Here is a 20,844-nt window from a genome sequence, read left to right as displayed (position 1 = left end):
GGTTTTACCCGATGTCCTACCCACAACGGATGGTCCTCGTGCTGGGCAGGTAGATACCTAGTGAAGATCACAGCGTTACCGTCCGTTCACCGTGAGGCCGCCCCGCTACCCCACGACGACGATACCGTGAGGTCATGCACGACCTCGATCCCAGCCAGCTGCAGGTCAGTTTCGACCCCGCCACGGATTCCGACCAGCACTCGTTGCGTGAATTTATTGACCTGGTGGCTGATGCCGGATACGTCGTCGACTCGGATGAGCATGGCGACGACCCCGAACTTATCGCCCCGGACGGCTCAGCTGTGGAAACCTGGCACGAGGATTATCCGTACCCGAATCTCATGGATCGTCGCGAGTACGAAACTCAAAAGAGGCTATTGCAGATTGAGCTACTGAAACTCCAGTACTCCATCGACGATACCGGCGAGCGTCACGTCATCGTCTTTGAAGGTCGCGACGCCGCAGGCAAAGGTGGGGCCATTAAGAGATTCAGCGAACACCTCAACCCGCGTCGTTGTCGCGTTGTAGCCCTCGACAAACCGTCAGATCGCGAACTGGGCCAATGGAATTTCCAGCGTTACATTCAGCACCTGCCTACGACCGGAGAAATCGTGCTGCTTGACCGCTCGTGGTACAACCGCGGTGGCGTCGAACGGGTCATGGGGTTTTGCACCGATGAGGAGCATCGAATTTTTCTTCGGCAAGCCCCGATCCTCGAAGAGATGATGATCGAATCGGGCATACATGTCACGAAGTTCTGGTTTTCGGTCACCCGGCAAGAGCAGCGCACCCGGTTCGCAATTCGTCAGCTCGATCCGGTACGCCGCTGGAAGCTCTCCCCTATGGATTTGTAGTCGCTAGGGCGCTGGGACGATTACACCCGTGCCAAAGAAGAGATGTTTGCCGCTACCGACACCGATGCTGCGCCGTGGATATGTGTCAAGTCCAATGACAAAAAACGCGCGCGTCTTAATGCGATGAGGTACTTCTTGTCGCAATATGATTACGAAGGTAAAGATGTGGATGTCGTCGGACAGCCTGATCCGAGGTTAGTGCGTCGAGCCCGAGACATGGTTGGAGACTAAATGGTGTTGCCTCGACGAGAATGGGCGGTAGCGGCCTTGGTCACCGGGCTCATGGCTAGTGGATGCGCCACCACGCCGCCGCCTGACGACACCGCTGTACCTCTCCCTGCGACCTCAACAAGCACGTCGACGGCCTCCGCCGTGCCATCACGCTCAACCGTTGGACCCACGCCTGCAAAGGTGACGTCCGCTACGCCCACGAAGATAGCCGCCACCCAGCCATCGATCCATCGCAGCAGCAACGGATCACTGACTATCACTGTCTCCGGGGACCTGCTCTGGCACCCTTCCACGTGGCGCACAGCGCGGGAAGATGGCCACGGAAAGAACGATTTCGCGCCGATGTTCGGAACTGTTGCGCCTATCCTGCGCAACGCCGACGTGTCGATCTGCCACGAGGAGGTACCCGTCGCCCGCACAGGTTCTCAGTACTCCGGCTATCCAGAGTTCGCAGTGCCCGCTGAGATCGCCAAGGCGATCGCTGCTGTCGGATTCGACGCCTGCAGTACCGCCTCGAACCACTTTTTCGACCGTGGCATGCCAGGTGTGAAGGCCACCCTTGACGCTCTGGACGCCGCGCATGTTCAGCATTCCGGCACAGCCCGAACTAAGCATGAGGCTGATACCCCCCCCCGTCATTGTGAGCAAAGGCCTCAAGCTGGGCCTGGTTTCGGGGGCTTATGGCCTCAACGGATCGACCCCTCCCAAGAGCACACCATGGGCGTGGAGTGACATCGAGGCAGACCACCTCATCAAGAGGGCAGAAGCGGCAAAGAAGGCTGGCGCGGACATTGTCATCGTCGCGGCTCACTCTGGCCTCGAATATCACCATGAGCCGACCGAGGAACAGATTCGGCTAGCACAGCGCCTTACCGCGTCTCCCGCCGTTGACATGGTTTACTGCCACCATAGCCACGTCGTTGAGCCATGGACGCGGATGAACGGCAAGATCGTCATGTATGGGCTGGGGAATCTCGTTGCCCAGCAATCCTCTAACATGCCCGGCACCGACGAAGGGGTCGTCGGTCGGGTCACCTTCACGGTGCGATCTGGGAAGGTCTCGACGACGAAGGCTGAGTACATTCCGATCCTTATTGGTTCTAAGAACGACGGTCCGATCCGAATTCATGCCGTCGATACTGAGCTTAAGTCGGGCATAGGGAATAAGGCGAAGCTCAAGAATGCCCAACGAGATGTTTCCCGGACCGTCGAGTCACTTGGGGTCAACGGCGTTAGCGAAGCCTAAGTCCCAACTGACCCGCTGCTGCGTTTCCCAAGTGCTGGTGTAACTAAACACGTGCCATTCCGTGGGAGAACTCGCTAGTTAGGAAAGGCTACGTCGAACCGGCGAAAGCCCGTAGCGTTCGGAATTGACATCCGAACGCTTTACCTTGCTAAACACCGGTCGTAGCACTCGGCCAGTGCGGCTTCGTCCGGATCGACGATCATGGCAACCTGACCGGGCTTGTGAATACCAACAAACCGCAGCACCCGACGTCCGGTCTGCGGGTCTACCCTGGTCTTCTTGTCCAGGTTGATCATCTCGCGCAGGTCTGCCCAAGCGACCTCGTCACAGGTAACGGGCAAACCGATAGCAGACAAGATAGCTCGGGTACGCGTAACGACTTCGTCGGGCAGCCCCAAGTACCGGTGCGATAGCTCCGCCGCGAAGACCATGCCGACCGCGTCAGCCTCACCATGACGCCATGTGAAATGCTTGTGCGCCTCAATAGCGTGGGCCAAGGTGTGGCCATAGTTGAGCCTCTCGCGTCCGACTTCGCTGCCCGAGGACGTCCGCTCCTGCAGATCCGCGCTCACCACACCAGCTTTGACGGTAATCGCACGCGTTAACATCTCAACGAAAGTCTGGGAGGTGACATCGAGGCCCGCCCGCGGATCGTCAGAGATGAGGTCGAGGATCACCGGGTCCTCGATGAACCCGCATTTGACAATCTCAGCCAGGCCGGAACGCACCTCTCGCACTGGCAGGGTCCTCAGCAGATCCGTGTCACACAGAACACCGATGGGTTCGTGGAAGGCGCCGACAAGGTTTTTTCCGGCAGGAATGTTGATGCCGGTCTTGCCACCAATCGCGGCGTCGGCCATAGCCAGCACCGTCGTCGGAACTTGGATGACGTCAATCCCTCGCATCCACGTGGCGGCTAGAAATCCCGCAACATCGGTAGTGGCTCCCCCGCCAAACCCGACGATGATGTCTTCACGGGTTATGTTGGCCTCAGCCAGCCTGCGCCAACCATCAACGAGAACCTCGGGGGTTTTGGCGGCCTCGGCGTCGGGAATCTCGATGATCACGGGGTCGTCAATACCAAAGCGAGGTACCAGATGTACCAGGGTCTGCGGACATACCACGGCTGCTTGGCGTCCTGCAACCCAGTCAGCCAGCTCATGGATCGCTCCTGAATCGATCCTCACCTGGTAAGGCTTGACCGTGGCAACCTCAACGAGGTTCACGCCTCCCCCTCTAACTCGGCTAGTTCGGACACGATGACGTCGACGACTTGTTCCGGTGCCAGCGTGTCGGTGGCCACCCGTATCGTTGCGGGGCGCTGGTAGACAGCCTGCCTCTCCTTCATGAGGCGCACCAACTGCGAATGCACCTGGCTTCCCAACAAGGGACGGCCGGTGTCCTTGAGCCCGACTCGATCTGCGGCAGTACGAGCCGAGACGTCCAACCAGACAACGCACACTTGATCCAGAGCCTTACCGACCTCGACGTCAACCGGAGCACCCCCACCCAAGGACACCACGCCGCCGCGCTCAAGGGCTGCAAGCGTCTCTCGTCTCTCGACCTTGCGAAAATACGGCTCCCCCTCAGCCAGGAAAATCTCCGGAATGTCGCGTCCCTCAGCCTGCTCGATCAAGGCATCAACATCGACGAACTCTTCCCCAAGACGCTGGGCCAGCAACGCCCCGACGGTCGACTTACCTGATCCGGGGGCCCCGATGAGAGCAATCACGGCGCCACCGTCAAACCGCGCTCAGCGAGACGACCCAGGTAGGCCTGCGCATTGCGACGAGTCTCAGCCACCGAATCCCCGCCAAATTTCTCCAAGGCGTACTCAGCCACCACTAATGCGACCATGGCCTCAGCAACCACGCCGGCGGCGGGAACCGCACACACGTCGGAACGCTGATGGTGAGCCTTGGCGGCCTCGCCGGTGGTCACGTCGACGGTCGGCAATGCCCGCGGCACAGTGGCGATTGGCTTCATGGCTGCACGTACCCGTAGTACTTGACCAGTCGACATGCCTCCCTCGGTGCCACCGGCATGGTCACTCATCCGATGAATACCGCCCTCGGTCGGCTCCATCCAGTCATGAGCCTGTGATCCTCGGCGTCGAGCCAGGTCGAAGCCCTCACCGAGCTCGACTCCTTTTATAGCCTGAATACCCATGAGGGCTCCGGCTAGGCGAGCATCCAGCCGGCGATCTGCCTGGCTATGCGATCCCAGCCCGGCCGGTAGGCCGTAGGCCAGCACCTCGACGACGCCTCCTAGGGTGTCGCCTTCCTTGCGGCAAGCCTCGATTTCCGCAACCATACGCTCGCTCGTGGCCGGGTCGGCACACCGCACTGGATCAGCATCGATACGATTCCGGTCACCCGGCCTCGGACGTAGATTATTAGGAGCCGTGACAGGCCCCAGGGACACCACGTGGGAAAGCACCTCGACGTCGAGGGCCTGCTTAAGGAAGGCCTTCGCAATCGCCCCCAACGCGACTCGGGCAGCAGTCTCACGAGCAGAGGCACGCTCGAGGATTGGCCGGGCCTCATCAAAGTCGTACTTCTGCATGCCAGCTAGGTCGGCATGACCTGGGCGGGGTCGCGTGAGTGCAGCTCCCCGGGCCTGACTAGCCAGCTCTTCGGAGGCTACCGGCCCAGGAGCCATGACAGTGCGCCACTTCTCCCATTCCGAATTGCCGATCCGGATCGCTATGGGATCGCCCAAGGTCTCCCCGTGTCGAAATCCGGCAATCAACTCCAACTCGTCAGTCTCGAAAGACATACGGGCCCCTCGCCCCGCCCCGAGACGGCGACGTCGCAACTCCTCGGAAATCTCTACGGCTCCGACTCGGACGTGGGCTGGGATGCCCTCCATCGTCGCGACAAGAGCAGGGCCGTGGGACTCCCCGGCGGTAAGGAAACGCAGCATAAGATCTAGTCTTTCAAAGGCGGGCACGGTCGGCTATAGCGTTCTGCGCTGTGGTTCTCAAGATGTTTATCGGCACCTGATGACCAGTCATGAGTTGCACCTGGCCGACTGCTTGTCCAGCGAGCAGGTCCAGACCATCAATGACGGTTGTACCAGCGGCTTCGCCAGCCACGCCCAAGGGGGTCGGCCACGGGTCATAGACGACGTCAAAGACCGCATCAGCTCGAGCTGCGAGATCCTCCGCACGTTTCATCAGGGACCCGGCCGGAACCGTTGAGACCAGCAGGTCACACCGCGCGGGCTCCGACTCAAAAGGTAACCAAGCGACGTGAGCACCAAGGTCGTTAGCAAGCTTAAGGATCTGCGCCGACCGCTCGCGCGAGCGCGACATCACGACGACTTCGCTGGCCCCCATCCCAATGGCAGCCGCAAGAACAGACCGGGCCGTTGCACCCGCCCCCAGCATGACAACCTTCTCAACCTTAGCCACCCCCCTGGCACGAAGCGCAACCCCTGCCCCCGTGACGTCGGTATTGCGGATAATGGCCTTCCCGTCGCGACGAACCCAAGTATTCGCCGCCCCCAACACGTCGACCGTCGCGTCAGTCTCCCCCAACTCGATCACATCAACCTTGTGAGGCATCGTCACCGATAGCCCTCGCCAGGAATCGTCGAGGCTGACGACAAAGGCTCGTAGACCGCCGGGTTCAACGTCAATGGCTTGGTAAGACCAGTCCAGACCGAGTACCTGGTACGCAGCGTGGTGGATTGCTGGGGACAAGGAGTGAGCCACCGGGTGGCCAATCACCGCGCAGCGCATCGTCAGTCCTCCTAGATCAGCACGTCCCGGCCTAGCACTTACCCTTGTGGGCCTGACACCAAGCGTGGAACTTCTTGACGTTCTTCTCGTGCTCGGCCAGCGTTTTCGAATAAGCGGTCGTTCCCTTGTCCGGATCGGTGACAACCCAGTACAGGTAGTCGGTCTTGATCGGGGTGACGGCCGCCTCCATCGACGCCGTACCGGGATTGCTGATGGGCGTCGGCGGGAGCCCGTTGACCAAGTAGGTGTTGTACGGGGATTGTTTGGCGCGCTGCTCGCTAGTTGTCGTCAATTTTCCCTCAGCGTGATTGGCATAAAGCACCGTCGCGTCGGACTCCAGCTTCATCCCCTGATTGAGCCGGTTGTAAATGATCCCGGCCACGATACGCATGTCCTTGGGCTTCTTGGCCTCCTTCTCAAGGGTGGAGGCTACGGTGAGCGCCTCATACGGGGTGCGCTTGATGGCCTGGGCCTGCCCGATGAAGTTCATGGTGTTGACCTGCTTGGCAAACTGATTCGTTTGCATCTGCAAGATCTCCAGCGGAGTTGGATTTGATCCCACTTCGTAGGTGTCGGGAAAGAGGAAGCCCTCAGGGTGCCCGTTGGCCCAGGCTGGCAGGCCTAGCTTCGCAGTTTGCTGATACGCAGACTTGAAGCTGCTGGCTGGCATCGTAGTGCCCTTGGCCATGATCCCGAACTGTTGCTCTGCACTTAAGCCCTCAGGCAAGGTGACGCGAGTGCGCTGGATATTGTCCGCGTTACCCAAGATAGACACGGCCTTTGCAGCGTTCATATGGGTCTTGAGCTTGTACTGGCCGGCCTGAATAGTAACGTCGGATTCTGACTCGCGGAGGGCTTTGTTGTACGCCTTCGTTGACTTGACGACGTCGTTATTGAGCAGGATCGAGCCAACCTCGCTGACTGATGCGCCAGCAGGCACCCGAACCAAAATATCTTTGTCACCATCTCCGAGATAATCGTCAGCAGACTTGTAGGAGATGTAACCGTCATAAACTTTCACACCGACGAAGACGCACCCGCCGACGAGCACGGCCAAAGATAGGATGACGGCGACGGCGCTGCGAAGCTTGTACCAGAACTCTGCCTTGGGGTCGTCGTGCTCGTTGAACGGTCCGCTCACGAATCTACCCCTCCTGCCGTCGTCTCCGACCGGCCTGATCGAACTTGCTCCAACACGTGCTCCAGTATGGCCACGGCAGCAGCCTGATCAATCACGCTACGCTGTTTACGCGCGCTGCGCCCAGCTTCGTGAAGTGCCCGGGCCGCCGTACGCGTCGTCATTCTCTCATCTATCCAGCGCACCGGGATCGGGCTAATGGCCTCGGCCAACTCATGTCCGGCATTCCGGACGTCTTGTGCGGCCAGTTGCTCGGTCCCGTTAAGGGCCACAGGAAGCCCCATGATGACCTCAACCGGTTCGTATTCGGCAACGATCTCAGCCAAGCGCTGCACGGGATGGTCAGCGGTCTGCACCGTCTCAACGGGGAAGGCCAGAATCGCGTCGCGGTCGCTCGCGGCCACACCAATTCGTGCCTTTCCCCAGTCGACGGCAAGCCTGACACCGCGCACAGACGTGTCTGGACGTTCGGCGGGGTTCACAGCGCAGTCAACTCAGCGTTAACGGCGTGCAGAGCGGCGTCGATACCGGTGGGATCGTTGCCAGCTCCCTGGGCCATGTCGTCCTTACCGCCCCCACGGCCACCAATTGGAGCAATACCAGCCTTAATAAGAGCACCTGCTTTGGCGCCGGCAGCGCGTGCCGACTCGGTGGTGGCAACGATCATGGCCGGTTTGTCACCGGTGCCACCGATAAGGGCGACGACGGCGGGACGATCCTTGACACGGGCACGGATCTCAGCAGCGAGGGTACGCAAGTCGCTGCCCACGACACCCGGAACCTTGGCAGCAACGAGGTCGAAGGATCCGGCTGGAGTAGCTCCGGCAACGATGTCATCGACCTGGCCCATGAGCTCACGAGTTCGGGCAGCGGCGAGCTTGCGCTCGGCCTCCTTGAGGTCGGCCGCGAGTTTCGAGACACGGTCTGCGAGCTGGTCGGGCTGTACCTTGAGTATTCCGGTCAACTCGTTGACGAGCGCCCGTTCGGCCGCCATGTGGTGGAAGGCATCAGTGGAAACGAGGGCCTCGACGCGACGAGTACCCGAACCAACTGACTGCTCCCCCAGCAGACTCAACATGCCGATACGGCCGGTGGAGGCGACGTGGGTTCCACCGCACAGCTCGCGCGACCACGGGCCAGCCAACTCGACGACACGCACGATTGGCGGGTACTTCTCGCCGAACATGGCCATCGCTCCCATGGCTTTGGCATCCTCCAACGGCATCTGGGTATCAGTGACCTCGAAGTCGTCATGAATGGCGACGTTGCAACGCTCTTCGATCTCTTCTTTCAGAGAGTCTGAGAGGCCCTTGGTAGCGGAGAAATCGAAACGCAGATAGCCAGGCTTGTTGTAGGAGCCAGCCTGGGTGGCTGACGGTCCCACAAGCTCGCGCAAAGCGGCATGGATGACGTGGGTAGCGGTATGGGCCTGGCAGGCTCCAAAACGGGTGGCCGGATTGACCTGGGCTGTCACCCGGTCGCCAACAGCAAGATCGCCGTCGAGACGCACTTTGTGGACGATCAGGCCTGGTACCGGACGCTGCACGTCAAGAACTTCCAAGTCGAACCCATTAGCGCGAATAATGCCGGAGTCAGAATCCTGGCCGCCCATCTCGGCATAGAACGGGGTCTCGGCCAACACGACCTCGACGACGGATCCGGACTCAGCAGCCGTCACGGAGGCACCGTTGGCGATGATGCCGGTAACGGTGGTCTCCACCGTCAGATCGGTGTAGCCGAGGAACGGGGTCTCGCCAAGGGCACGAACTTGGGAATAGGCCTCCGGATCCGTGAGCAGGCCCTTCTTTGCCTTAGAGTCAGCCTTGGCGCGGGCACGCTGCTCGGCCATGAGGGCGGTGAACTTATCGCGATCAACGTCCAGTCCTTGTTCGGCCGCCATTTCGAGAGTGAGGTCGATCGGGAACCCGTAGGTGTCATGCAGCTGGAAGACTTTTTCCCCCGAGAGGACCTTTGACCCGGCAGCCTTAGCATCGACCACCGCTGCATCTAGCATCGCGGTGCCTGCGCTGAGCGTGCGGCGGAAGGTGGCCTCCTCAGCTGTCGCGGCGCCAATGACGCGATCCCACTGGGTCAGGACATCGGGGAAGGAATCAGCCATAAGATCACGGGAGACCGAGAGCAACTCAGGCAGTACTGGATCCGCCACACCAAGCAGACGCATGGCACGAACAACGCGACGCAGCAGACGACGCAGCACGTAACCACGGGCCTCATTACCAGGGGTAACTCCATCGGTCATGAGCATGAGACCGGAACGGACGTGGTCGGCAACTACGCGTAGCCGCACGTCGTCATCGTGGTTAGCGCCATACCGCTTGCCCGACATTTCGGAGGCCTTCTCAATGACAGGAAACACCTGGTCGGTCTCGTACATGTTGTCGACGCCTTGCAGCAGGTAGGCAATACGTTCGAGACCGGCACCGGTATCGATGTTAAGGCTGCGCAACGGACCTGTGATGTCGAAGTCGTCCTTAGCGCGCACCGCTGAAAGATCCTCGGTCTCGAACACGAGGTTCCAGATCTCAAGGTAACGGTCCTCATCTGCTTCTGGTCCGCCGTCGGGGCCATAAGCCGGGCCACGGTCGATGTAGATTTCCGAGCACGGACCACCCGGGCCCGGAACCCCCATGTGCCAATAGTTATCCTTCAGAGAGCGGCCCTGAATATGTTCGTCGGGGACACCCGCAGCACGCCACGCCTCACGCGCCTCCATATCACCCTCGGGATAGTCAGGGTGGAACCCAGGGCCAAGAACCGTCACCCAGATGCTGGCCGGGTCGAAGCCCAGTCCGCCTTGTTCTGCCGGCTTAGTGACGAGCTCCCATGCGTACTGAATGGCCTCATTCTTGAAGTAGTCACCGAAGGAGAAATTCCCCAACATCTGGAAGAAGGTGCCATGACGGGTGGTCTTGCCAACTTCATCAATGTCCAAGGTACGCACACACTTTTGGATGCTGGTAGCCCGCTTCCAGGGGGAGGGCTCAGCACCCATCAGGTATGGCTTGAATGGCACCATGCCGGCGTTAACGAATAGCAAGGTGGGGTCGTTGTAGAGCAGGGAGGCGCTCGGCACGACAGTGTGACCCTTACTCTCGAAGAAGTCGACGAAGCGCTGTCCGATCTCCGCTGTTCTCATGCCTAGCCCTTCTTGACGTGGTCGCTGTGTGTGGCCCGTAGGAACCGTCCCGTGTCGAGACGCCGCAGCTTAACCCTACCCGCACGCGCGGCAGGCTACACCTCACCGCGCCACAGCTGTCTGGGGCGCGTACTCGGGTTCTCTGCCAGATCAGTCCTGGTCGCTGCTGTCCTCGGTCGCAGGAGCGCGGTGACTTACCTCGGCAGAACTAGTCGTATTCTCAACCTGGGATCGACGCGCCCGACGCTTCGGACGACGAATCGTCCGCCGCACTCCCTCACCAAAGGCCGCGGCCTTGACCATCGGCGTCCCGACAGTCTGGGTAAAGGTTTGGGCTAGCTCGGCAGCCTGGCCAGTAACGATGGTACCGTGCCCAGAAATTGTGTGGATGTCCTCGATCACCTGATCGAGTTTGGAAATCTCACCATTGGTAATGACGACGGTTCCTTTGAGCTCCTCGAGAATCGGCACAGTGGACTCGTCGACGTCACGAACAGTTCTGCGCACCTCGTCAAGGACGCCGCCGAGTTTGAGCAGCGGAACCGCGCATAGTGCGACGAGCGCTACCGCCGCGAGCGCCGCGACGAATCCGGCTATTTGTCCCAAGGTCATGACTTCTTCTCCTCAGTATCTCGCCCCAGCAGCACCCGCAGCTGGCTCAGACGTTGTGAGATGGCAGCCTCATTGCCATGATCGGTCGGATCGTAATACCGGGCCGAGGCGATGTCGTCTGGCAGATATTGCTGCTCGGCAACCCCGTGCGGGAAATTGTGGGCGTAACGATATCCGACCCCATGACCTAGATCGTGAGCCGAGGAGTAGTGAGCGTCACGCAAATGGGCGGGGACTTCGCCTCCTTTTCCAGCGCGCACATCAGCCAGGGCCCCATCGATAGCAGTAATGATGGCGTTGGATTTCGGAGCAGTGGCTGCAGCGATGGCAGCTTGGGCCAAGCTAAGACGAGCCTCGGGCATCCCGATCAATTGGACGGCCTGGGCTGCCGCGATACAGGTCTGGAGCACACTTGGGGCGGCCATTCCGATGTCTTCACTAGCGAGAATGACCAGACGCCGCGCAATAAATCTAGGGTCCTCCCCCGCTTCAATCATCCGGGCCAGGTAGTGCAGTGCAGCGTCAACATCCGAGCCACGCACGGACTTGATGAAAGCACTGATGACATCGTAGTGCTGGTCGCCGGCACGGTCGTAGCGCACTGCGGCACGATCAACTGCGGTGGAGACGATCTGACTCGTGATCGTGACAGTACCCGCCGCACTCGCCCCGGCAGCGGCCTCCTCAAGGTAGGTGAGGGCGCGTCGTGCATCTCCCCCGGCCAGTTGCAGCAGGTCAGCGCGAGCATCGTCCTCCAGGACATAGAATCCGTCGGATTCAGTTCGCAGGCCACGCGGATCACTCAGGGCGCGATCGAGCAACGATGAGACGTCAGCTTCGGTGAGCGGCTTGAGGGTCAGCAACAAGGAACGCGACAACAGTGGGGAGATGACCGAAAACGACGGGTTTTCGGTGGTCGCGGCGATAAGGGTCACGGTGCGGTTCTCCACTGCCGGGAGCAAGACGTCCTGCTGAGCCTTAGAAAATCGGTGTACCTCGTCGACGAAGAGAACGGTCGGCTTTCCCACAGCCAGCTGACGTCGGGCAGTCTCGAGTTCCCGACGGACGTCTTTAACCCCCGCCGTTACAGCTGAGATCTCCACGAAACGTCGGTTCGTGGCGTGGGAGACGACCGAGGCGATCGTCGTCTTGCCAACCCCGGGAGGGCCCCACAAGAACACGCTCATGGCACCGGTGCCCTCAGCCAGACGGCGCAGGGGTGAACCGGGAGTCAACAGATGTTGCTGACCGACGATCTCGTCAATAGTTCGTGGGCGAAGTCGAACTGCCAGTGGCGCGTTGGGGTTGGGAATATCCAGGGACCCACCACTGGTCGCGTCAGATTGCGCCGACGTGACGTTGCCGAAGAGATCCTCACTCACTGTGGCACCATATCGCCGCATTGCGACAGCGTGCCGCTTACCCATGTTCGCGCGGCAGCGTCCGGGCGGCGACTGATACAGCCGCCGCCCATCATCACCATCGGGTCGTCACTTTGTAGACTTCTCTGCCTCCTCGGCGTGACCGCCGGAAGGTTTCTTCGGCTTAGTATCCACGCCGGCCTCGCGCCGCTGGGCCGGGGTAATTGGGGCAGGAGCAGCCGTCAGCGGGTCATAGCCGTTTCCAGTCTTCGGGAAGGCAATGACGTCACGGATGGTCTCAAAGCCGCCAAGCAGCATGACTAGACGATCCAGGCCGAAAGCGATGCCACCGTGTGGCGGTGCACCAAATTTGAAGGCATCCAGTAGGAAGCCGAACTTCTCCTGAGCCTCCTCGGGGCCAATACCCATGACGTTGAAGACCCGCTCCTGGACGTCACGACGATGGATACGGATAGATCCACCGCCTACCTCGTTGCCGTTGACGACGAAGTCGTAAGCGTAAGCCAGAGCTGAACCAGGATCGGTGTCGAAGGTGTCCATGCACTCAGGGGTCGGGCTGGTGAAGGCGTGGTGGACGGCAGTCCAGGCTCCAGCGCCAACGGCAACGTCACCGGAAGCCTCGGCTTCCTTGGTGGGTTTGAATAGCGGGGCGTCGACCACCCAGCAGAAGGCCCAGTCGCAAGGATCAAAAAGTCCGCAACGACGGCCGATCTCCAGCCGAGCGGCACCGAGCAGCTCCTGAGAGGAGGTCTTCGGGCCAGCAGCAAAGAAGATGGCGTCGCCGGGCTTAGCGCCGACCTCCTGGGCGATGCTTGCCTTCTCCTCCTCAGAGATGTTCTTGGCAACGGGGCCGCCCGGCACTCCCTCGTCAGAGATCGTGATGTAAGCCAAGCCCTTGGCGCCGCGGGTGCGCGCCCACTCCTGCCAGGCATCGAACTGACGACGCGGTAGGGAGGCTCCACCGGGCATCACGACGGCACCGACGTAAGGAGCTTGGAAGACCCGGAACGGAGTGTTAGCGAAGAAATCGGTGACTTCGGTTATCTCGTTGCCGAAGCGCAGATCTGGCTTGTCAGAGCCGTAGCGATCCATCGCCTCGTGCCAGGTGATACGGGGCAACGGCGTCGGCATGTCGACGCCGATGATCTTCCAGCAGGCTGCCATCGTCTCCTCGGCCAGCGCAATGACATCATCCTGGTCAACGAAGCTCATCTCGACGTCAAGCTGAGTGAACTCAGGCTGGCGATCGGCACGGAAATCCTCGTCACGGTAGCAGCGAGCGATCTGGTAATAGCGTTCCATGCCCGAGACCATGAGCAGCTGCTTGAACAGCTGAGGGCTCTGTGGCAGGGCGTACCAACAGCCCGGAGCCAAACGAGCCGGAACCAGGAAGTCGCGGGCACCCTCAGGGGTGGAGCGGGTTAGGGTCGGGGTCTCAATGTCGTAGAAGTTGTGACGATCCAGCACCTCACGAATGGCGTGAGTTACCCGAGAACGCAGCACCAGGGCCTCATGCTGACGCGGACGGCGCAGGTCGAGGTAGCGGTATTTCAGGCGGGCGTCTTCGCCGACACTGACATGCTCGTCGATTTGGAAGGGCAGCGGCGCCGAGGGGTTGAGTACCTCGAGCTCGGAAATAGCAACCTCAATCTCACCGGTAGGCAGATTCGGGTTGGCATTACCCTCTGGACGGGCCTCAACGACTCCCGTCACCTTGATGCAGTATTCGTTGCGCAGGTCGTGGGCGCCCGAGGACTCCAGGATCTCGTCGCGGATGACGACCTGGGCCAGACCTGAGGCGTCACGAAGATCGATGAAGGCGACGCCACCGTGGTCGCGTCGGTGCCCAACCCATCCGGCGAGAGTCACCTCCTTGCCGATGTCGCTGGCCCGTAGGGTTCCTGCCTCATGGGTTCGCAGCACGTTTCATCCTTCCGTTGTCGCAGGCCACGCATAGACAGTACGGGCCGCAAAACAGCATACCGACGGGTCATGACCGTCGCCATCCGCGTCCCAGATGCCCGTGGATAGTCCCCGATAACATCCCGGATACGGCACACGCCGTGGCGATCGCAACCGCCACGGCGTGTGCCGTACCTTCGTATCACGCTTGGATTTCGGGGAACCATTCTTCGATCTGCTTACGCATGGCCTCATTTCCGCCAGAACGCTTGTTGTGCTTGAGGATCCAATCGCGGATCGACCCACCGGCAAGTTCATTAATGGCATTACGCGCGGTCTGCGGATCGTTGAGGACTTTCTTGAGCATGGAAACCGCTTCGTCGCTGGTGCGGTAAAAATACGGGTAGTCCTCCGGGACCGTCTTACGTGCCCAGGTGGTATCTGGGAAGACGCCGATAGCGCCAGCGACGAGAGCCTCAAGGTACTCGAAGCCATAGGCCTCGTTCTTGGCCGTGGCCAGGAAGGCCGTCATGCGGGCCAGGGACTCCCAGTACTCCTCGCGCTGACCAAAAAGGGGGCCAACTGACGCCCATTTTGGCGACGACATCTTCATCGCCATGACGCTAGCGAGGTCGCGCTGACTCAGACGGGCCTCCATCCTGACGTCCATATCTGCGGCAACGCGGCTCATAACGTCGAGGAATAGCTTCGGACGTTTGGCGTCCATAAGGTGAATCGCCGGGTAGAGAACCGTTGGGATCTCGGGATCAACGTGCTCGCGGGCGAGGTCATCACGAATGCCAGGCTGGACCCAGGCGACTCGGGCCTGGTGAGCCAGCGGGGAGATCGTCCAGCGGCGGACGAGCTCAGTCACCTCACCCGCAGTACGTTCACCAGAGCACAGTGTCGGGAAGAGGGCGTAGGCAAGGCCCATAGCCGCGAAGTTCACCTTGTGGTGGTAGTGGGATGGGGGCAGCCACTGAAGGTTAAGGATCTTGGGCTCGGCACCCTCGCGGTGCATAGTTTGGAAGACACCAACCGAATCGATGACGTCGAGGTTGATAACAAGGGTTTCGAGCGGTTCGAGGCTGGTCAGCTTCCTGGCCTCGAATCCATCGCACTGACGATCCTCGTAGTTCACGACAACGGCGCCCGGGTACATAGCGAGAAGCCGCTCAACGAGGGCGGTTCCGCCCCCGCGCGCAACAAGTCGACCTTGGTCGTCGACGATAGGGCCATCATCGAGAAAACCCATCTTGATTGCGATGGTCATATGTCATCTCCCGTTATCCGTGCGCGTCAGGCGCGGCCATGCGCCAAACTTGTGAATGCGACTCTATCGCTAGCCGTGGCACCACGGTAGGCGAACCGGCTTCTCCTGCGGCAAAACGTGTTAGCCGTAGGCGGTCAATCCAGTGAGCGTGCTCTGCAAGGCAGGTCCCTCCCGAGCGATGAGTTCTGCTGCCGGAAGGTTCGCCAAAGATTGCAGCCCAACGACATAGCGAGCCGTGAAAATCCCCAGCAATTGCGAGAGTCCAAGAGACGCCCGTACCCCTGCTTCTTCTGCGCCGAATTGGGGAATGAGTAGATCGACAACTGGGGCCAAAATCTCCTCGGTATAAAACCGGCACAGCATGTCGAAGGCGTCGGGCTGGGTGAGAAGCGCCTGCGCCATACCTTGCATTTGCGGATCCGGCCCTCCTAGACCGAGGTGACCATCCCACGCATCGATGAACGCCCTCACCAAGGCCTCCCCGAGATGATCCGGGTCGGTTCGGGAACACACCTCAGCGATGATCCGATGCGGACCATTAGGAAGGGACATCGCCTCGTTGTAGAGCGATTGCTTGGATCCGAAGTAATAGCCCACGAGCGAGGTGTCCACCCCAGCTTCGCGGGCTATGGCCCTCAGACTCACTGACTGGAAGTCACCGGCCAGAAATAAGGAGCGGGCTGCGGCCAAGATTGCGGCCCTAGCAGCCCCAGCCTCAACCCGCGGACCACGCCGGGACGATCGTGCGCATTGTGACTGGGACATGCCATGACCGTACTCCCCACGACTTGGCTGAAAAAGGGGCCCCTACTGCTGCGAAGCGATTTCCACGGTGATGAAATGGGGACATGGACGCACACAACGGCAATGCGATTCCACCGGACGCGCAAGACCTTCGGATGGGTCTTGACGTCGGATCAACGACGATCAAGGCCGTCATCCTCGATGCCGACGAAAACATCCTCTTCGAGGACTATAGACGTCACCACGCCGATATCACCGGCGCTATGGCCTCTCTGCTCGGCGATGCCGCCGATGCCCTTCCCGGCGCAAAGGTGCGTGCGACCGTTACCGGATCGGCGGGGCTGGGGACCGCAGAGGCTTTGGGTCTTGCCTTCATTCAGGAGGTCATGGCTGAGACGGCCGCCGTCCAACACTGGAATCCCGACGCCGACGTGCTTCTCGAACTCGGCGGCGAGGACGCCAAGATCACCTACCTCAAGCCGGTTCCCGAACAGCGCATGAATGGTTCGTGCGCTGGTGGCACTGGTGCCTTCATCGACCAGATGGCTACCCTGCTGCACACCGACGCCCCCGGGCTCAATGACCTCGCCTCCCGGGCTGAAACCATCCATCCCATCGCCTCGCGCTGCGGCGTGTTTGCTAAGTCCGACCTCCAACCCCTCATCAATGAGGGGGCCCGGCACGAGGACCTGGCTGCCTCGGTCCTGCAGGCTGTAGCCACCCAGTGCATTGCCGGCCTGGCGTGTGGCCGCCCAATTCGAGGCAAGGTCATTTTCCTTGGCGGTCCGCTGCACTTCATGCCCAGTCTGCGCGACGCTTTCTCGCGTATCCTCGAGGGCAAGGTTGATGCGTACATCACCCCGGACCGTGCTCAGTTATACGTGGCTATGGGAGCGGCTCTGACGTCAACGTCTGAGCCAGTAGATCTCGCGGAAACCGCGAAACGTTCACGACACGCTCGCACTCCAAACGGGATTTCCCAGTCCATGCCGCCGCTATTCCGTAACGAGGAGGAGCTAGCCGAATTCAATCAGCGGCATTCTCGCGCCAAGCTACCGCGCCTGCCTTTACATGACGCTCGCGGCAACCTTTTCTTGGGCATCGACGCTGGATCAACGACAATCAAGTCAGTTCTCCTTGACGAGTCCCTCAACATCGTCGCCTCTCACTACGCCTCTAATGAGGGTGACCCGGTCAGCGCAGCGGTGCGAATCCTCGCCGACCTCTACGACACCTTGCCAGCGGCGGCCACCATTGCCCGCACCTGCACCACTGGGTACGGTGAGGGGCTCGTCAAGGCTGCGCTGGGGGCTGAAGACGGCGAAGTCGAAACCATGGCCCACTACCGAGCTGCCGATCATTTACTTCCGGGGGTGACCGCGATCATTGACATTGGCGGTCAGGACATGAAGTACTTGCGCGTTATCGATCAGGTCATCGACTCCATCTCTGTCAATGAGGCGTGCTCGTCGGGGTGTGGCTCCTTCCTACAAACCTTTGCTGCGGGCATGGATACCGATATCGAATCATTCGCCTCCATGAGTCTGCTATCTCAGCATCCGGTAGATCTGGGTAGTCGCTGCACCGTCTTTATGAATTCGTCAGTCAAGCAAGCACAAAAGGAGGGAGCCTCCCCCGCTGATATTGCTGCCGGACTCTCCTACTCTGTGGTCCGCAATGCCTTATATAAAGTCATCAAGCTTACTGATCCAGCGCAACTGGGTGACAAGGTCGTCGTTCAGGGAGGAACATTTCTCAACAATGCGGTACTGCGGGCCTTTGAAAAGCTCACCGGCCGCGAGGTCGTCCGTCCCGCCGAAGCCGGCCTGATGGGAGCCTATGGGGCTGCCCTGACGGCTCGCGCCCGATTCCATGCCGCAGAGCCCACCACCTCCGACGGCTTACGGGAGCGCGCCGAACTCGACGGTTTCGCCGTCGAGACCCACCGCGACGACTGCACCTTGTGCCAAAATCACTGCCAGCGCACCATCGCTACCTTTTCCGACGGTCGCGTTTTCGTTTCTGGCAACCGTTGCGACCGTGGTGCCGAAGTCGATAACCGCAAGATGGCCAGGATGGCGAAGTCTGAGCTGCCCAACGTGTTCGAGGCCAAGTACAAGAGGCTCTTTGGCTACCGACGTTTGACGGCTAAGAAGGCTTACCGTGGTGACTTGGGCCTGCCTCGCGCATTGAACATGTACGAAAACTACCCGTTCTGGTTCACGACTCTGTCAGCACTCGGCTACCGTGTCATGATCTCGGGACGTTCCTCCCATGCCCTGTTCGAAAAAGGCATGGAATCGATCGCCAGCGAAAATATTTGTTATCCTGCCAAGCTCAACAACGGCCACGTCGAGGACCTTGTCCAGCGTGGGGTGACCCGGATTTTCGATCCCTGTATCCGCTTTGAACAGGTCAGCGTGGCAGACGCCGATGCGCACTTCAACTGCCCCGTGGTTGCCTCGTACCCCGAGGTCATTAGGGCCAACGTCGAAAGCCTACGAGACAAGAATGTCGAGCTTATCTCGCCCTTTCTGTCACTAGCTGATCCCGACAAGCTCGCTAAGCGGCTGGCCGAGATCTTCTCTGATGATGGTGTCACCGTCGATGAAGCCCGCCGCGCCATTGCCAAAGGCCTGGAGGAAGATCGGGCTTTCCACGACGACATCCGGGCGATGGGCGAGGACGCCTTGACCTATATGGCCGATCACAACGTCCCTGGAATCGTACTGGCAGGCCGTCCTTATCATGTCGATCCGGAAGTCCATCACGGGATCCCAGAGATGGTTAATTCCTTGGGAATGGCGGTATTAACCGAGGACTCGGTGGCCCATCTGGGAGCCGATCTGCTGGAACGGCCGCTGCGCGTGCGCGACCAGTGGATGTTCCACTCCCGCCTCTACCAGGCCGCAGCGTTCGTCGGATCACGTCCCGACCTTGAGCTAGTTCAGCTGAATTCATTCGGCTGCGGCCTCGATGCCATCACCACTGATCAGGTGCGCGAAATCCTGGCCGCCCGTGACCGCATCTACACCACCCTCAAGATCGACGAGGTATCGAACCTGGGAGCAGCTCGCATCCGGATGCGCTCGCTGCAGGCCGCATCGAAGGAACGAGCCCGCCATAACCGCAAGCTTGTAACCCATCCGCTATCGGACGACCGGGTGCCCTTCACAAAAGAGATGAAAGCTACCCACACCATTCTGGTGCCACAGCTGGCCCCCTACCAGACTTCCGTCGCAGAGGCCGCTCTGCAGGCCTCTGGGTATCGGGTCGAGGTGTTGAAGCACGCCTCCCGAGAGAACATCGATTATGGCCTATCGGTGGTCAACAACGATGCTTGTTTCCCGGCCATCGTCGTCATTGGGCAACTCGTGTCGGCGCTGAAATCCGGCAAGTATGACCTTGACCACACCACCCTCTTGCTCACTCAGACCGGCGGCATGTGCCGAGCCACCAACTACATCGGCTTGCTACGCAAGGCTCTCAAAGACGCTGGGTTCGGCAATATTCCGGTCATCGCAGCCTCGTTGCAAGGAGTCGAGGACAACCCGGGCTTCTCCTTGACTGCCCCGCTCATCCACCGCATGGTGCAAGCCATCACCATCGGAGACCTGCTGCAGAAGGTGCACCTTCGCACCCGTCCTTACGCAGCGGTCCCAGGATCGGCCGATGACCTCATGCACCGCTGGACGACCATAGCCCGCGAACATTTCCTGAACGGTGGACATTCCCCAACTTGGGGACGCCGCACCTCCTACAGGGCCATGATCAACGGCATCGTTGACGATTTCGAACATCTCGAATTGATCGACGGGCCACGTAAGCCGCGGGTCGGCGTGCTAGGCGAGATCTTGGTGCAATTTCATCCTGACGCCAACAACCACATCGTCGAAACCATCGAATCCGAGGGCTGTGAGGCCGTCCTGCCAGGCCTAATGTGGTTCGTTTACAACTGCCTGTCTGCTGGCGACTACAACTACCAGACCTTCGGTACCGACAAGTGGAGCCGTCACGTCAAAAAAGCTTTCCGGAGCCTGCTCATGCAGTACCAGAAGCCGGTCACCGCGGCATTGCGCAAGTCCACTCGGTTTGAAGTCCCGACCCCAATCACTGAACTCATGGCTGACGCCCAGCGCATCGTTCAGCTCGGTAACCAGGCCGGTGAGGGATGGTACCTCGTCGGTGAGATGGTCGATATGATCCGTGAGGGCGTACCGAATATCGCTGTTGTGCAGCCCTTCGCGTGCCTACCAAACCACGTCACCGGGCGTGGTATCTTCCGCGAGATCCGCCGTCAGTTCCCGGAGGCCAACGTGGTGTCTGTCGATTATGATCCCGGGGCCTCTCAAGTTAACCAGCTCAACCGCATCAAATTGATGGCCGCTACCGCTCGAGATCGCAACGTTGCCGAGGAGCTTGACGCCAGCCAGGCAGTGCGCCCGGAAACTGACGAGAAGATCCCAACCTCACCGCAGACAGTGCCACCCTCAGATCTCAGCGGGAAACCGGCTATGGAACTGTCTGCACATCTGTGAGGGGCCCTTGGGAACCGGTGCT

At 60.3% G+C, this 20,844-nt stretch carries 14 protein-coding genes and 2 pseudogenes; 3 read left to right on the top strand and 13 right to left on the bottom strand.

From position 1 onward, the window contains the following. Positions 1–134 precede the first annotated feature (134 nt). Positions 135–1,085: pseudogene (gene ppk2 / locus A5483_RS05765) on the top strand (polyphosphate kinase 2). Here ppk2 and A5483_RS05760 read toward each other — a convergent pair. Continuing rightward, positions 1,082–1,300 (bottom strand): hypothetical protein, encoded by a 219-nt coding sequence (locus A5483_RS05760; RefSeq protein ID WP_042842583.1) that lies wholly within the window; start codon positions 1,298–1,300, stop codon positions 1,082–1,084. The pseudogene ppk2 and the gene A5483_RS05760 sit on opposite strands and share 4 nt — an antisense overlap. Between A5483_RS05760 and A5483_RS05755 the strand changes: the two are divergent. Then, positions 1,266–2,331 (top strand): annotated as a pseudogene (locus tag A5483_RS05755) (CapA family protein). The gene A5483_RS05760 and the pseudogene A5483_RS05755 overlap by 35 nt on opposite strands. A gap of 140 nt (positions 2,332–2,471) precedes the next feature. On the opposite strand, the gene A5483_RS05750 reads toward A5483_RS05755, so the two are convergent. The 12 genes from A5483_RS05750 to A5483_RS05695 all read right to left on the bottom strand — a co-directional run bounded on the left by A5483_RS05750 (position 2,472) and on the right by A5483_RS05695 (position 16,305). Beyond that, entirely contained in the window at positions 2,472–3,557 is a 1,086-nt protein-coding gene (locus A5483_RS05750) for a 3-dehydroquinate synthase family protein (protein ID WP_002548489.1), read from the bottom strand. Continuing rightward, positions 3,554–4,063, bottom strand: a complete 510-nt coding sequence (locus tag A5483_RS05745; protein WP_002548677.1) for a shikimate kinase — start codon at positions 4,061–4,063, stop codon at positions 3,554–3,556. The genes A5483_RS05750 and A5483_RS05745 overlap by 4 nt, the downstream gene beginning before the upstream one ends. After that, complete coding sequence (gene aroC, locus A5483_RS05740; RefSeq protein WP_063811213.1) at positions 4,060–5,256, bottom strand: chorismate synthase; 1,197 nt, start codon at positions 5,254–5,256, stop codon at positions 4,060–4,062. Before aroC ends, A5483_RS05745 begins: the two co-directional genes overlap by 4 nt. A gap of 13 nt (positions 5,257–5,269) precedes the next feature. Next, positions 5,270–6,076: a shikimate dehydrogenase gene (locus tag A5483_RS05735; RefSeq protein WP_063811212.1), complete on the bottom strand. Its 807-nt coding sequence runs from the start codon at positions 6,074–6,076 to the stop codon at positions 5,270–5,272. A 31-nt stretch (positions 6,077–6,107) separates the two neighbouring features. Then, the gene (gene mltG / locus A5483_RS05730; RefSeq protein WP_002548764.1) at positions 6,108–7,217 is read right to left on the bottom strand and encodes an endolytic transglycosylase MltG; all 1,110 of its coding nucleotides are present in this window, start codon (positions 7,215–7,217) and stop codon (positions 6,108–6,110) included. Further along, positions 7,214–7,696 carry a Holliday junction resolvase RuvX gene (gene ruvX, locus A5483_RS05725; RefSeq protein WP_002548938.1) on the bottom strand — a complete coding sequence of 161 codons (483 nt, stop codon included), beginning with the start codon at positions 7,694–7,696 and terminating at the stop codon, positions 7,214–7,216. Before ruvX ends, mltG begins: the two co-directional genes overlap by 4 nt. Then, entirely contained in the window at positions 7,693–10,371 is a 2,679-nt protein-coding gene (gene alaS, locus A5483_RS05720; protein WP_063811211.1) for an alanine--tRNA ligase, read from the bottom strand. The genes ruvX and alaS overlap by 4 nt, the downstream gene beginning before the upstream one ends. 150 nt (positions 10,372–10,521) lie before the next feature. After that, positions 10,522–10,983: a DUF948 domain-containing protein gene (locus tag A5483_RS05715; RefSeq protein WP_002548455.1), complete on the bottom strand. Its 462-nt coding sequence runs from the start codon at positions 10,981–10,983 to the stop codon at positions 10,522–10,524. Continuing rightward, the gene (locus A5483_RS05710; RefSeq protein ID WP_042842700.1) at positions 10,980–12,386 is read right to left on the bottom strand and encodes a replication-associated recombination protein A; all 1,407 of its coding nucleotides are present in this window, start codon (positions 12,384–12,386) and stop codon (positions 10,980–10,982) included. The genes A5483_RS05715 and A5483_RS05710 overlap by 4 nt, the downstream gene beginning before the upstream one ends. Before the next feature lie 87 nt (positions 12,387–12,473). Continuing rightward, the gene (aspS, locus tag A5483_RS05705; protein WP_002548459.1) at positions 12,474–14,288 is read right to left on the bottom strand and encodes an aspartate--tRNA ligase; all 1,815 of its coding nucleotides are present in this window, start codon (positions 14,286–14,288) and stop codon (positions 12,474–12,476) included. Positions 14,289–14,469: 181 nt separating this feature from the next. Continuing rightward, positions 14,470–15,540 (bottom strand): hypothetical protein, encoded by a 1,071-nt coding sequence (locus tag A5483_RS05700; RefSeq protein ID WP_002548618.1) that lies wholly within the window; start codon positions 15,538–15,540, stop codon positions 14,470–14,472. A 120-nt stretch (positions 15,541–15,660) separates the two neighbouring features. Then, positions 15,661–16,305: a TetR/AcrR family transcriptional regulator gene (locus A5483_RS05695; protein ID WP_479405401.1), complete on the bottom strand. Its 645-nt coding sequence runs from the start codon at positions 16,303–16,305 to the stop codon at positions 15,661–15,663. 83 nt (positions 16,306–16,388) lie between these two features. Between A5483_RS05695 and A5483_RS05690 the strand changes: the two genes are divergently transcribed. Continuing rightward, on the top strand, positions 16,389–20,822 hold the full coding sequence (locus A5483_RS05690) for an acyl-CoA dehydratase activase-related protein (protein ID WP_063811210.1): 4,434 nt from the start codon (positions 16,389–16,391) through the stop codon (positions 20,820–20,822). Positions 20,823–20,844 lie beyond the last annotated feature (22 nt).

This window comes from Cutibacterium namnetense, from assembly GCF_001642025.1.
Classification (GTDB): Bacteria; Actinomycetota; Actinomycetes; order Propionibacteriales; family Propionibacteriaceae; genus Cutibacterium; species Cutibacterium namnetense.
Note: the sequence above shows the minus strand (reverse complement) of the source record. Positions and strands in the feature narration are given on the sequence as shown.